The sequence below is a fragment of the Streptomyces sp. NPDC051976 genome (assembly GCF_040680795.1).
GTDB lineage: Bacteria > Actinomycetota > Actinomycetes > Streptomycetales > Streptomycetaceae > Actinacidiphila.
Genome location: NZ_JBFAXL010000002.1, coordinates 154,422 through 167,908 on the forward strand (window position 1 = coordinate 154,422; position 13,487 = coordinate 167,908).

12 protein-coding genes are annotated in these 13,487 nt (G+C 68.8%); 5 read left to right on the forward strand and 7 right to left on the reverse strand.

What is annotated here, in order from left to right:
* Window positions 1–1,485: a replicative DNA helicase gene (gene dnaB, locus AB0M29_RS03030; RefSeq protein ID WP_365378019.1), complete on the reverse strand. Its 1,485-nt coding sequence runs from the start codon at window positions 1,483–1,485 to the stop codon at window positions 1–3.
* 434 nt (window positions 1,486–1,919) lie between these two features.
* Between dnaB and AB0M29_RS03035 the strand changes: the two genes are divergently transcribed.
* Window positions 1,920–3,287, forward strand: a complete 1,368-nt coding sequence (locus AB0M29_RS03035) for an MATE family efflux transporter (protein ID WP_365378586.1) — start codon at window positions 1,920–1,922, stop codon at window positions 3,285–3,287.
* A 148-nt stretch (window positions 3,288–3,435) separates the two neighbouring features.
* On the opposite strand, the gene rplI is transcribed toward AB0M29_RS03035, so the two are convergent.
* The 4 genes from rplI to rpsF form a co-directional block, all read right to left on the reverse strand.
* Window positions 3,436–3,885, reverse strand: a complete 450-nt coding sequence (gene rplI, locus AB0M29_RS03040; protein ID WP_365378021.1) for a 50S ribosomal protein L9 — start codon at window positions 3,883–3,885, stop codon at window positions 3,436–3,438.
* 17 nt (window positions 3,886–3,902) lie between these two features.
* Window positions 3,903–4,139 carry a 30S ribosomal protein S18 gene (gene rpsR / locus AB0M29_RS03045; RefSeq protein WP_031512678.1) on the reverse strand — a complete coding sequence of 79 codons (237 nt, stop codon included), beginning with the start codon at window positions 4,137–4,139 and terminating at the stop codon, window positions 3,903–3,905.
* 42 nt (window positions 4,140–4,181) lie between these two features.
* On the reverse strand, window positions 4,182–4,775 hold the full coding sequence (locus AB0M29_RS03050; RefSeq protein WP_365378025.1) for a single-stranded DNA-binding protein: 594 nt from the start codon (window positions 4,773–4,775) through the stop codon (window positions 4,182–4,184).
* A gap of 92 nt (window positions 4,776–4,867) precedes the next feature.
* On the reverse strand, window positions 4,868–5,158 hold the full coding sequence (rpsF, locus tag AB0M29_RS03055) for a 30S ribosomal protein S6 (protein WP_251489267.1): 291 nt from the start codon (window positions 5,156–5,158) through the stop codon (window positions 4,868–4,870).
* Window positions 5,159–5,438: 280 nt separating this feature from the next.
* Here rpsF and AB0M29_RS03060 point away from each other — a divergent pair, with 280 nt between their 5' ends.
* The 3 genes from AB0M29_RS03060 (at window position 5,439) to AB0M29_RS03070 (ending at window position 8,047) form a co-directional block, all read left to right on the forward strand.
* Window positions 5,439–5,747, forward strand: coding sequence for a hypothetical protein (locus AB0M29_RS03060; RefSeq protein WP_365378028.1), 309 nt, complete (start codon window positions 5,439–5,441; stop codon window positions 5,745–5,747).
* A gap of 103 nt (window positions 5,748–5,850) precedes the next feature.
* Entirely contained in the window at window positions 5,851–6,972 is a 1,122-nt protein-coding gene (locus tag AB0M29_RS03065) for a peptidoglycan bridge formation glycyltransferase FemA/FemB family protein (RefSeq protein ID WP_365378031.1), read from the forward strand.
* A 34-nt stretch (window positions 6,973–7,006) separates the two neighbouring features.
* On the forward strand, window positions 7,007–8,047 hold the full coding sequence (locus AB0M29_RS03070; protein ID WP_365378033.1) for an alanine racemase: 1,041 nt from the start codon (window positions 7,007–7,009) through the stop codon (window positions 8,045–8,047).
* Here the strand turns inward: AB0M29_RS03070 and AB0M29_RS03075 are convergent, their stop codons facing one another.
* Both AB0M29_RS03075 and AB0M29_RS03080 read right to left on the reverse strand, forming a co-directional pair.
* The gene (locus AB0M29_RS03075; protein ID WP_365378035.1) at window positions 8,048–9,562 is read right to left on the reverse strand and encodes a glycosyltransferase 87 family protein; all 1,515 of its coding nucleotides are present in this window, start codon (window positions 9,560–9,562) and stop codon (window positions 8,048–8,050) included. It abuts the gene before it with no gap.
* Window positions 9,563–9,671: 109 nt separating this feature from the next.
* Window positions 9,672–12,434, reverse strand: a complete 2,763-nt coding sequence (locus AB0M29_RS03080) for a transglycosylase domain-containing protein (protein WP_365378038.1) — start codon at window positions 12,432–12,434, stop codon at window positions 9,672–9,674.
* A 400-nt stretch (window positions 12,435–12,834) separates the two neighbouring features.
* Here AB0M29_RS03080 and AB0M29_RS03085 point away from each other — a divergent pair, with 400 nt between their 5' ends.
* On the forward strand, window positions 12,835–13,476 hold the full coding sequence (locus AB0M29_RS03085; RefSeq protein WP_365378040.1) for a PadR family transcriptional regulator: 642 nt from the start codon (window positions 12,835–12,837) through the stop codon (window positions 13,474–13,476).
* The last annotated feature ends 11 nt before the right edge of the window (window positions 13,477–13,487 follow it).

Below are 13,487 nucleotides of genomic sequence, written 5' to 3' on the forward strand. Positions count from 1 at the left end.
TCAGGTCTGTGCCATGTCCACGAAGCGGGAGTAGTGGCCCTGGAAGGCGACGGTGATGGTGGCGGTGGGGCCGTTGCGGTGCTTGGCGACGATGAGGTCGGCCTCGCCCGCGCGGGGGGATTCCTTTTCGTAGGCGTCCTCGCGGTGGAGCAGGATCACCATGTCGGCGTCCTGCTCGATGGAGCCGGACTCGCGGAGGTCGGAGACCATCGGCTTCTTGTCGGTGCGCTGCTCGGGGCCACGGTTGAGCTGGGAGAGGGCGATGACGGGGACTTCCAGCTCCTTGGCGAGGAGCTTGAGGTTACGGGACATGTCCGAGACCTCCTGCTGGCGGCTCTCGGGGCGGCGGGAGCCGCCGGACTGCATCAGCTGGAGGTAGTCGATGACGACCAGGCGCAGGTCGTTGCGCTGTTTGAGGCGGCGGCACTTGGCGCGGATCTCCATCATCGACAGGTTCGGTGAGTCGTCGATGTAGAGCGGTGCCTCGGTGACGTCCGACATGCGCCGGGCGACCTTCGTCCAGTCGTCGTCGGTCATGGTCCCGGACCGCATGTGGTGCAGCGCGACGCGCGCCTCCGCGGACAGCAGGCGCATCGCGATCTCGTTGCGCCCCATTTCGAGGGAGAAGATGACGCTGGGCATCTGGTGCGCGATCGAGCAGGCGCGGGCGAAGTCCAGGGCGAGCGTCGACTTGCCCATGGCGGGACGGGCCGCGATGACGATCATCTGGCCGGGGTGCAGGCCGTTGGTGAGGGAGTCGAGGTCGGTGAAGCCGGTGGGGACGCCGGACATCTGGCCGCTGCGGGAGCCGATGGCCTCGATCTCGTCGAGGGCGCCCTCCATGATGTCGCCGAGGGGGAGGTAGTCCTCCGAGGTGCGCTGCTCGGTGACGGCGTAGATCTCGGCCTGGGCGTTGTTGACGATCTCGTCGACGTCGCCGTCGGCCGCGTATCCCATCTGGGTGATGCGGGTGCCGGCCTCCACGAGGCGGCGCAGGACGGCGCGTTCGTGGACGATCTCGGCGTAGTACTCGGCGTTGGCCGCGGTGGGCACGGCGTTGACGAGGGTGTGGAGGTAGGGGGCGCCGCCGACGCGGGCGATCTCGCCGCGCTTGGTGAGTTCGGCGGCGGTGGTGATGGGGTCGGCAGGCTCGCCGCGGGCGTAGAGGTCGAGGATCGCCGCGTAGATCGTCTCGTGCGCCGGGCGGTAGAAGTCGGCGCCCTTGAGCACCTCCACGACGTCGGCGATGGCGTCCTTGGAGAGCAGCATGCCGCCGAGTACGGACTGCTCGGCGTCGAGGTCCTGCGGGGGGACGCGCTCGAAGCCGCCGCCGCCCTCGGACCAGCGTCCCGCGCCGTCCCCGTCGCCCGAACCGCCGTCGCGGTCGTTCTTCTTACGGAAGCGGGTGACGGGCAGCCGGTCGCCGGGACGGTCGTCCGGAGGTGCTTCCCCCCAGTGGTCGTCCGCGGGTTCGGGCTGGCTCATTCCCGCCACCTCCTCCCGTCCGACCGGACCCCGCTGCGTGCCACTCTTTCTTACGGCACGGCGCCGACAATGAATCTCCCAACACCGCTTCCGGTAGGTCGGGGGACGGTCTACGGTATGGCCCCCGGCGGACAGGACCAACCCTGTTATCCACAGGGGGTGTGGACGGCGGCGGGATACCTGTGGAGAACTGCCCCCAACCTGTGTACGACCCTTGGGACGGCTCTGTGGACAAGCAGCCAATCTCGCCAGCCCAACCCATCTGACCTGGCGTTTCTCCATCCATAGCCTGTGCAGGAGAAAAACTTTCCCGGTCGGCGCAAGATCGCCACAAACAACGCGGAGGAGATCACTCTGCGGAGTTGCCAGTAATGAGCAGTTAACGGCTATGACTCTTACTTGTGGACGGCTACCCTAAGCCTGTGAATCCGGTCGTGAAGCCCTCCGCGCGCCAGCGCACCACCGGTCCGCGCGCGTCCGTCCGCAGACGCCACGACCGGGAGATCCTCGCACTCGCACTGCCCGCGTTCGGCGCCCTGGTGGCCGAACCGCTCTTCGTGATGGCCGACAGCGCTGTCGTCGGCCACCTGGGCACGGCGCAGCTCGCCGGGCTCGGTGTGGCGGCGGCGCTGCTCACCACCGCCGTCAACATCTTCGTCTTCCTGGCCTACGCGACCACCGCCGCCGTGGCCCGCCGGGTCGGCGCCGGGGACCTGCCCGCCGCCATCCGCCAGGGCATGGACGGTATCTGGCTCGCCCTGCTGCTGGGCGTACTGGTCATCGCCGTGGTGCTGCCCGGCGCGCCCGCCCTGGTCGACGTCTTCGGCGCCTCCCACACGGCCGCCCCGTACGCCACCACCTATCTGCGGATCAGCGCGCTCGGCATCCCGGCGATGCTGATGGTGCTGGCCGCGACCGGTGTACTGCGCGGCCTCCAGGACACCCGCACACCGCTCTACGTGGCCGTCGGCGGCTTCACGGCGAACGCCGGGCTCAACGCCGGGCTGGTCTACGGCGCCGGGCTCGGTATCGCGGGCTCCGCCTGGGGCACGGTCATCGCGCAGAACGCGATGGCCGCCGTGTATCTGTGGGTCGTGGTGCGCGGCGCCCGCAAGCACCAGGGCGGCAACTGGTGGGCCGCCTTGAAACCGGACGCCGCCGGGATCCGGGCCTGCGCGCGGGCCGGAGCGCCACTGCTGGTGCGCACCCTCACCCTGCGGGCGATCCTGCTGATCGCCACCGCGGTCGCGGCCCGGCTCGGCGACACCGAGATCGCCGCCCACCAGATCACCCTGACCCTCTGGTCGCTGCTGGCCTTCGCGCTCGACGCGATCGCCATCGCCGGGCAGGCCATCATCGGCCGCTACCTGGGCGCCGACGATCCGGAAGGCGCCCGGGCGGCCTGCCAGCGGATGGTGGAGTGGGGCGTGGCCTGCGGCGTCGGGCTGGGGATACTGCTCGCGCTGGCCGCCCCCCTGGTGGGGCGGCTGTTCAGCAGCGACCCGGCCGTGCACCGGGCGCTGCTGCCCGCACTGCTCGTCGTGGCCCTCTCCCAGCCGATCTCCGGCGTGGTCTTCGTGCTCGACGGCGTACTGATGGGCGCGGGCGACGGACCGTATCTCGCCTGGTCGATGCTGGCGACCCTGGCCGTCTTCGCACCGGCCGCGCTCGCCGTGCCCGCCTTCGGCTGGGGTCTGACGGCGCTGTGGTGGGCGATGACGCTGATGATGCTCGCCCGGCTCGCCGGTCTCTGGCTCCGGGCCCGCTCGGGCCGCTGGGTCGTGACGGGAGCGGCCCGCTAGATCCCCGGCGGGACCAGGCTCCACAACGGAACAGGCCGCACCACCAACAGAAGGAAGGGCCGGACCCCCGTAGCGGGGAATCCGGCCCTTCCTTTACTGCGTGTACTGCGTGCGGCGCGATCCGCGGTGTTCCACGTGGAACAACGCGTTACGCGGCCACGACCTCGAGGTCGAGGACAGCCTCGACCTCGGAGTGCAGGCGCACCGAGACCTTGTGCGAGCCCAGCGTCTTGATCGGCGTACCGACCTCGACACGGCGCTTGTCGACGACGGGGCCGCCCGCGGCCTTGATCGCCGCGGCGATGTCCGCCGGGGTGATCGAGCCGAAGAGACGACCGGTGTCACCGGCGCGGGTGCTCAGCTTGACCTTGACGCCCTGGAGCTGCGCCTTGACCGCGTTCGCGTCTTCCAGCGAGTGGATCTCGCGGATACGACGCGCACGACGGATCTGCTCGACGTCCTTCTCGCCGCCCTTGGTCCACGCGATCGCGAGGCCACGGGGGACGAGGTAGTTGCGGGCGTAGCCCGGCTTGACGTCGACGACGTCGCCGGCGGCACCGAGGCCGCTGACCTCGTTGGTAAGGATGATCTTCGACATTGCTAGGTCACCCTTCCTTATCGAGCGGTCGACGTGTAGGGCAGCAGCGCCATCTCACGGCTGTTCTTCACGGCCGTGGCGACGTCACGCTGGTGCTGCGTGCAGTTGCCGGTGACGCGGCGGGCACGGATCTTGCCACGGTCGGAAATGAACTTCCGCAGCATGTTCGTGTCCTTGTAGTCCACGTACACGGTCTTGTCCTTGCAGAACGCGCAGACCTTCTTCTTCGGCTTGCGCGGGGGCGGCTTCGCCATGGTGATTCTCCTAATGCGATCAAGAAGTGTGTGAAGTCCGCCCTAGAAGGGCGGCTCGTCCGAGTAGCCGCCACCGGAAGAGGAGCCACCGGAGCCGCCGCCCCAGTTGCCCCCACCACTCTGGCCGCCGGCAGGCGCGCTCGTGGCCCAGGGGTCGTCAGCGGGAGCACCGCCGCCGCCCTGGCCACCACCGGAGCCGCCGCCCCAGTTGCCGCCGCCGGCCTGGCCGCCTCCGCCGCCGTAACCACCCTGCTGACCGCTACGGCCGCCACCAGTGGTCTTGGTGACCTTGGCCGTCGCGCTCTTGAGGCTGGCGCCGACTTCTTCGACGTCCAGTTCGTAGACCGTCCGCTTGACGCCCTCACGGTCCTCGTACGACCGCTGCTTCAGACGGCCCTGCACGATGACGCGCATGCCGCGCTGGAGCGACTCGGCGACGTTCTCGGCCGCCTGCCGCCAGACCGAGCAGGTGAGGAACAGGCTCTCGCCGTCCTTCCACTCGTTGGTCTGCCGGTCGAAGGTGCGGGGAGTGGACGCGACGCGGAACTTCGCGACCGCCGCACCCGACGGGGTGAAGCGCAGCTCGGGGTCGTCGACAAGATTGCCGACAACCGTGATGACGGTCTCGCCTGCCATGGGATGACCTCTCGGCGGTGTGCTGACTGCTGCTGGCTGCTTCTGGCTGCTGTTGCTACTCGGAACCCGGGTGACGCTGGGCGCTTACGCGCTCAGTGCAGTTCCGGGCGGAGGACCTTGGTCCGGAGCACCGACTCGTTCAGGTTGAGCTGACGGTCGAGCTCCTTGACGACCTCGGGCGTGGCCTTGAGGTCGACGACCGAGTAGATGCCCTCGGGCTTCTTGTTGATCTCGTAGGAGAGACGACGGCGGCCCCAGGTGTCGACCTTCTCCACACTGCCGCCGCCGTTGCGGACGACGGACAGGAAGGACTCGATCAGCGGGGAGACAGCGCGCTCCTCAAGATCGGGGTCGAGAATGAGCATGAGCTCGTAGTGACGCATAGGGGAACCCACCTCCTTTGGACTCAGGCGGCCACGGCGTTTCCGTGGCAGGAGGGTTTGTATCTGCGTCGCAACGGTAGCGCGGGCCACTGACAGTCCGGCCGGATCGGCCACCCTGCCGGTTCTTCCACGCGCAGACACCGGTGCAGACCGTACAGACTACCCGGCGAGGCCCCTCGGGTTGAAATCCGCCCGGTAATGCCCGCAATCTGTAGACATCGGGTTGTAGGCCCCGCCGTGCGCACTACGGTGCGCGACTACTCCGTGACGGAGGTGCCACATGGCACAGCATGCGGAACGAACCCACCACCTCACCTTCAACACCGACGGCCAGCCCCATCCGCTGGAGAACACGCTGGCCACGGTGACCTTCGTACTCGGGCTCATCGCGATCATCTCGTCGGCGTTCGACAGCCTGCATCTGCTGAGCTCCTGGACCGGCCTCGTCGGGATCTTCACCGGCGGGTACGGGCAGTTCATCTCGGTGACCACGGCGGAGCGTTTCGCCCTCATCATCGGCCTCGGCATGTCCGGGGTCGGCTTCTACCTCGGCCTGGCCCACGGTGGGCTGTACGGAGGGCTCTGGTAGGGCGTCTGCGCAGGTTGTCCACAGGGCTGGCGGGGCGGCTCCCCTCGCGCAGTAGGCTTCGGGCCAGAAAAGCCCGCAGTCGTGAGCATGGGGAGCGCCCCGTATGAGCCTGACCCTGAGGACCATCAGCCGAGAGCAGCATCTGGCCTACATCCGGAGTCTGCCCGCGGCGAGCCACTGCCAGGTTCCGGCATGGGCAGACGTCAAGAACGAATGGCGTTCGGAGAACCTCGGCTGGTTCGACGACTCCACCGGGCAGCTCGTCGGCGCCGGACTCGTCCTGTACCGGCAGATCCCCAAGGTCAAGCGGTACCTCGCGTACCTGCCCGAGGGCCCGGTCATCAACTGGTACGCGCCGAACCTGGACGAGTGGCTCAAGCCGATGCTCGCCCACCTCAAGCAGCAGGGCGCGTTCACCGTGAAGATGGGCCCGCCGGTGATCATCCGCCGCTGGGAAGCCAACACCATCAAGACCGGCATCGCCGACCCGGACGTCAAGCGGCTGCGCGACGTGGAGGCGGACGTCATCGAGCCGCGCGCCTTCGAGGTCGCGGACAAGCTGCGCCGCATGGGCTGGCAGCAGGGCGAGGACGGCGGCGCGGGCTTCGGTGACGTGCAGCCGCGGTACGTCTACCAGGTCCCGCTGGAGAACCGCTCGCTGGACGACATCCTCAAGGGCTTCAACCAGCTCTGGCGGCGCAACATCAAGAAGGCCGAGAAGGCCGGCGTCGAGGTGGTCCAGGGCGGCTACGACGACCTGCCCCTGTGGCAGCAGCTCTACGAGATCACCGCCGAGCGCGACCACTTCCGGCCGCGCCCGCTGTCGTACTTCCAGCGGATGTGGAACACCCTCAACGCCGAGGACCCCAACCGGATGCGGCTCTACCTGGCCGTGCACGAGGGCGAGGCGGTCGCCGCCGCCACGATGCTGACGGTCGGACGGCACGTCTGGTACTCCTACGGCGCGTCCGCCAACCACAAGCGCGAGGTGCGGCCGTCCAACGCCATGCAGTGGCGGATGCTCCGGGACGCGTACGCGATGGGCGCCAGCGTGTACGACCTGCGCGGCATCAGCGACTCGCTGGACGAGACCGACCACCTGTTCGGTCTTATCCAGTTCAAGGTGGGCACGGGCGGCCAGGCTGCCGAATACTTGGGCGAGTGGGACTTCCCGCTCAACAAGCTGCTCCACAAGGCACTCGACATCTACATGTCGCGCCGCTGACGGCCGACTGGTACGAGAAAGGTCTCTCCCGGCCATGGCGCTCACCCTGTACGTCGACACGGCACGCTGGCGTGCCCACCAGCAGTCCGTGGTGGACCAGTTCCCGGGCATCGTGCCCGTCTGCAAGGGAAACGGCTACGGCTTCGGCCATGAGCGGCTCGCCGACGAGGCGACCCGGCTGGGCGCCGACATGCTCGCCGTCGGCACGACGTACGAAGCGGCCCGGATCAAGGACTACTTCAGCGGCGACCTGCTGGTGCTGACCCCGTACCGGCTCGGTGAGGAGCCTGTGCCGCTGCCGGACCGGGCGATCCGCTCGGTGTCCTCGGTGGAGGGCGTGCGCGGCCTGGTCGGCGCGCGGGTCGTCATCGAGGTGATGAGCACCATGCGGCGGCACGGCGTCGCCGAGGACGACCTGGTCAAGCTGCACACCGCGATAGACGACGTCCGCCTGGAGGGCTTCGCCATCCACCTGCCGCTGGACCGCACCGACGGCAGCGACGCGGTGGAGGAGGTCTTCGCGTGGATGGAGCGGCTGCGGGCGGCCCGGCTGCCGCTGCACACCATGTTCGTCAGCCACCTCAAGGCCACCGAACAGGCCGCGCTCCAGCAGCAGTTCCCGCAGACCCGGTTCCGGGCGCGGATCGGCACCCGGATGTGGCTCGGCGACCACGACGCCACCGAGTACCGCGGCGCGGTGCTGGACGTCACCCGGATCGCCAAGGGTGAGCGGTACGGCTACCGGCAGGAGAAGGCGGCCGCCGACGGCCATCTGGTGGTCGTGGCGGGCGGCACCTCGCACGGCGTCGGCCTGGAGGCCCCCAAGGCGCTGCACGGCCTGATGCCGCGCGCCAAGGGCGTCGCCCGCGCGGGACTGGCCACCGTCAACCGCAACCTGTCCCCTTTCGTGTGGGCCGGGAAGCAGCGCTGGTTCGCCGAGCCGCCGCACATGCAGGTGTCGATCCTGTATCTGCCCGGCGATGTGGCGCCGCCCGCGGTCGGTGACGAGCTGGTGGCCCATCTGCGGCACACCACGACCCAGTTCGACCGGGTCGTGGACCGCCACGCGCAGTAGCTACTCCTGGGTCTCGGCGCCGTCGAGCGGCGCCGTGCCCCACTCCACCCGCTGCCCCGTGAAGGGCGCCGCGTGCCGCGGCTCGTGGTGGACGTCGCCGAGCACGAAGACGTCCTCGGCGCCGTCGAGCACCCCGCCCGACGGGTCGTCGGCGCCGTCGCGGCGCAGCACGTCGTGCTCGGGCAGCAGGATGTCGCGGACCACCACACCGCACAGGTAGAGGGTGCCGAGCAGGTGCACGGCGATGGCCAGGTGGTAGCCGTCGGCGGACAGGCCGTGGTGCTTGTTGCCACCGGTGACGTAGGCGAGCTGCATCCAGATGCCCACGAAGTACAGCACCTCGGCGCTCTGCCAGATCAGCAGGTCGCGCCAGCGCGGCCGGGCCAGCACCGCCAGCGGCAGCAGCCACAGCACGTACTGCGGGGAGTACACCTTGTTGCTGACCACCAGCGCCGCCACCAGCAGGAAGGCGATCTGGGCGAAGCGCGGGCGGCGCGGTGCGTACAGGGCCAGCGCCGCGACGGCCGCGCACAGCAGCAGCATCAGGGCGGCCACGTACGCGCTCACCCCGGTCAGCGGGTTGCCGGAGCGCTGCATGATGATCAGCCACAGCGAGCCGTAGTCGACACCCCGGGTGCGGCTGAAGGTGTAGAACTGCGCCCAGCCGTGCGGGGCGCCCAGCATCACCGGCAGGTTCACCACCAGCCAGGCGCCCACGGCGCCGCCCAGGGTGGCCGCGTAGGCCCGTAGCCTGCCCGCCCGCAGGCACAGGATGAACAGCGCGAGCAGCAGCAGGACCGGATAGAGCTTGGCGGCGGTGGCCAGCCCGATGAGCACACCGGCGGCCAGCGGGCGGCTGCGGGACCACAGCAGCATGCCGACGGCGGTCAGGGCGACGGCGAACAGGTCCCAGTTGATGGTCGCGGTGAGCGCCAGCGCGGGGGAGAGCGCGATGAACAGCCCGTCCCAGGGGCGCCGCCGCGTGGTGCGCGAGACACACACCACCAGGACGACCGCGCAGATCATCAGCAGCGCAGAGTTGACCATCCAGTAGATCTGCGCCCGGTGCTGCATGTCACCGCTGTGCGGGGTCAGCCAGGAGGCGACCTCCATGAACAGACCGGTGAGGACCGGGTACTCCAGGTAGTGGAAGCCGCCGGAGACCGAGTCGGGGATGCGGTCGAAGTACGGGACGAGGTCGGTGGCGAAGCCGCGCTGCGAGTACAGATGCGGGATGTCGGAGTAGCAGGCGTGGATGTACTGCGGGGAGCCGGGCTTGAACCAGCCGCCGGAGTAGCAGGGCGCCTTCTGCGCCATCCCGAGCGCGAACATCCCGATGACGAGCAGGACCATCACCCGCACCGGGTTCCACCAGCGGTAACCGCCGGACCGGACGCGCCGGCCGGCGGGCCCGCCCAGGATCTCGCTACCGGCCGCGGCCACCGGATCCTCGTCGGCGGGTCGCACGGGAAGCTCTCGGCTGTCGTCCTCTTCGCGGTCGCGCACGCTCGTCATGGCGACATCCTGCCGTACGTCCCTGTCCGCGCGAGAGTCCGTGTACGCAGGACGCCCCGGACGTGTCCTATACGTCCGGGGCGTCCTCGGTGGAGCGTCGCTGGGACGCTCAGTTGCCGTTGGGATTCTTCGTCGGCTTCCCGCCGCCCGGCGGACCCGTCGTCGGGGTGTCCGTCGGGGTGGGCGACTGCGTGTTGCAGGTCGGGTCCCACGGGAAGCAGTGCTTGGTCGGGGTGTCCGTCGGGGTCGGCGTGGAGGTGGGGCTGTTCGTCGGCGTCGACGGCGGCGGCGAGGTGGCCGGCGGCGTGGTCGGCGGCGGCGTGGTCATGCTCGGCGTGGGCGTCGGGCTCGGCACGTTGCCGTAGACCGTGTCGCCGACCTTCTGCGTCGGCTCCTGGAAGTCCAGCTTCGGCGTACCCGCCAGCGCGGCCGTCATGTAGTCGTGCCAGATCTGCGCGGGGAAGGAATTACCGTGGATCGTCGGCTTGCCGCCGGTCCCGTACATCGGCAGGAACTGGTTGACGATCTGCTTGCCCGACTTGTCGAGGTGCACCACGTCGTCACGCCGGAACATGACGATCGAGGTCGACAGCTGCGGGGTGAAGCCGTCGAACCAGGCCGAGACGTTGTTGTCGGTGGTACCGGTCTTGCCCGCCGCGATCCGCCCGTCGTCGAGCTGAGCCGGGGTACCGGTTCCCTTCTTGACCACGTCAGTCAGCATGCCGGTGATGGTGTTGGCGACGTTGGGGTCGAAGGCGACCTTCGTCTTGACCTTGTGCTTCCACATCACGCCGCCCTCGTGCACGACGCTGTCGACCGAGTACGGGTCGTTCTGCCGCCCGTTGTTGTCGAAGGTCGAGTACGCGGAGGCCATCCGGATCGCGCTGGGTGACGAGGTACCGATCGAGTATGTCGGGCTGTTGCCGATGTTGTTCAGACCGTTGACGAGGCTGGGGACCAGACCGGCGGAGATCGCCGCGGCCCGCACCTTGTCGTTGCCCACGTCCATGCCGAGCTGGACGTAGGGGGAGTTGAGCGACCTGTCGAGGGCATCCCTGAGGGTGACCCGCGGGAAGTTGTCGCCGTCGTCGTTGGGCTGCTTCCAGGGGTCGCCCTTGTTGTCCTTCCAGACCGTCCCGTCGTAGTTCGTGATGATCTGGTTGTCCTTGCCGCTGAACACGCTGTCCGGCGAGACGATCTTGCGCTGGTCGGGCCCCTGCTCCTCGGGCCCGTGGGGATCGCGCGCACCGACGGTCATCGCCGCCGCCAGCACGAACGGCTTGAAGGTCGATCCGATCTGCGCGCCGGTCTCGTCGGCGTTGTTGGTGAAGTGCCGGGTGGCGTCCGTGCCGCCGTAGATGGCCACGATCGCGCCGTCCGACGGGTTCACCGAGGCCCCGCCGAACTGGACGAACTTGTCCGCGTCCTCACCCTTGGAGTTCTTGTGGGTGCCGCCCGGCTTGATGTTCGCCGACCGCACCTTCTTGATCGCGTTCTCCATATCCGTCACCTTGTCCTTCTTGAAGGTGGTGTGGATCTGGTAGCCGCCCTGGGTGAGCTGGTCCTTGGTGAGGATGTTGTTGTTGATCAGATAGCTCTTGGCGAGGTCGACCATGTAGCCGATCTGGCCCGCCATCTGCGCGTTCTTCTTGACCGGCAGCGGCATGGGGTACTTGGCGTACTTCGCGCGCTCGGTCGCCGACAGCCTGCCGTCCTTGACCTCCTGGTCGAGGATCCAGCCCCAGCGCTCCGTGGACCTCTTGGTGTTGCTCTCCGGCGTGGCCGTCTTGTCGATGTCCTGCGCGCCCGCCGGGTCGAAGTACGTGGGGCCCTTCAGCAGCGCCGCCAGGAAGGCGCACTGGCTCGGGTTGAGCTTGATCGCGTCGACGCCGTAGTACGTACGGGCCGCCGCCTGGATGCCGTACGCGCCGCGGCCGTAGTACGAGGTGTTCAGGTAACCCGCCATGATGTCGGACTTCTTCATGGTCGCGCCGACCTTTATGGAGATGAAGAGTTCCTTGAACTTGCGGGTGAACGTCTGCTGCTGGTCGAGGCGGGTGTTCTTCACGTACTGCTGGGTGATGGTCGAGCCGCCCTGCGTCTCGCCGCCCTTGGCCATGTTGTAGAAGGCGCGGGCGATACCCATCGGGTCGACGCCCTTGTCGGTCTCGAAGGTCTTGTTCTCCGCCGAGATGACGGCGTTCTGCATGCCCTTCGGGATCTCGTCGATCTTGATGATCTGGCGGTTGACCTCACCACCGGTGGCGATCATCTGGCTGCCGTCGGCCCAGTAGTAGACGTTGTTCTGCGCCTTGGCCGCGAGGTTGACGTCCGGCACGCTCACCATGGCGTACGCGATGCCGACGGCCCCGACCAGCGTGCCGAGGAAGCCGACGCACATGGCCGTCACCTGCCGCCATGACGGCATCCAGCGGCGCCAGCCCTCCTTGCCGAAGCGCGGGTAGTCGATGAAGCGCTTCTTGCCCGGTCGGCGGCCACCGCCGCCGCGGCCCGCGGGTCCGCGCCCGCCGGGTCCTTCCGGTCCGCCGGGACCGCCCGCGCCACCGCCGCCGTTCCTGCGCCGTCCGCCGCCGTTGCCGCCCCCCCGGCCCTGGGCCGCCCGGCGAGCCGCCGCACGGCCCTGGTACGGCTGCTCGTCGCGGGAGGCGCCGGCCGGGGGACCACCCGGAGCCCCTCCCGTGGACCCACCCGTCGGCAGTCCACCGCTCGGGTTTCCGCTACGGGAACCGGCCGGTGGCCCGCCGGAGGGGCGGCCGCCGGACGGAGGGGGCGTCGGCTGCTGTGCCCCGCGCCGGGCGGCTGCACGGCCGCCGGACGGCGACTGCGGCGGCTTGCGACGGTGCTCGCTCATGAACAGCTACTCCTCGACAGGCGGGATCGCCTGCAGGCATCGATGACATTCAGGTTGGTCCCCCTGCGCGCGGCTGTGTCAGGCCGCACCACACCGAAGACCAAGACGCGCGGCGACGTCACAGGGTTCCCGGTGATTCGCATGGCGAACAGAGTACGCACGGTCAAAAGACGCACCACACGAGCGTTCATCACATATCGGACGGTTGACGGCTCACAGGTTCGCCGATGTGACGCCGGTCACCGAGTCTCGCCTTGCGAGATGTCTCGCGCCGTTCTATCGTCGCGATGTATCGACTCGATACATCGAGTCGGCACACTGCTCGCGAAGGACAACAGCACGATCGGCAGCACGGACAAACTGCACACGACGGAACGAGTCGCAACGAGGGGACGAGGGATTGAGCAAGCGCTCCGGAATCCTCGAATTCGCGGTTCTCGGTCTGCTGCGTGAGTCCCCGATGCACGGCTATGAGCTGCGCAAGCGGCTCAACACCTCGCTCGGGGTGTTCCGCGCCTTCAGTTACGGCAGTCTGTACCCCTGCCTGAAGACGCTGGTCACCCAGGGGTGGCTGATCGAGGAGACGGCAGCGGACACCGATCCACTGACCGCCCCCCTCGCCGGCCGCCGCGCGAAGATCGTCTACCGGCTGACGGCCGCGGGCAAGGAGCACTTCGAGGAGCTCCTCGCCCACTCCGGTCCGGACGCCTGGGAGGACGAGCACTTCGCCGCCCGGTTCGCCTTCTTCGGCCAGACGTCGAAGGACGTCAGGATGCGGGTCCTCGAGGGGCGGCGCAGCCGCCTCGAGGAACGACTGGAGAAGATGCGCGCGTCTTTGACGCGCACCCGTGAGCGGCTCGACGACTACACACTCGAGCTGCAGCGGCACGGCATGGAATCGGTGGAGCGCGAGGTCCGCTGGCTCAATGAGCTGATCGAGACCGAGCGGGCCGGACGCACCACGCGCCCGGACTCCGAGCAGGACGACAACGACAACAACCAAGAGAACGGCGGCCGACCCGAAACCCGGGGAACCGCGTGACGATTACACAG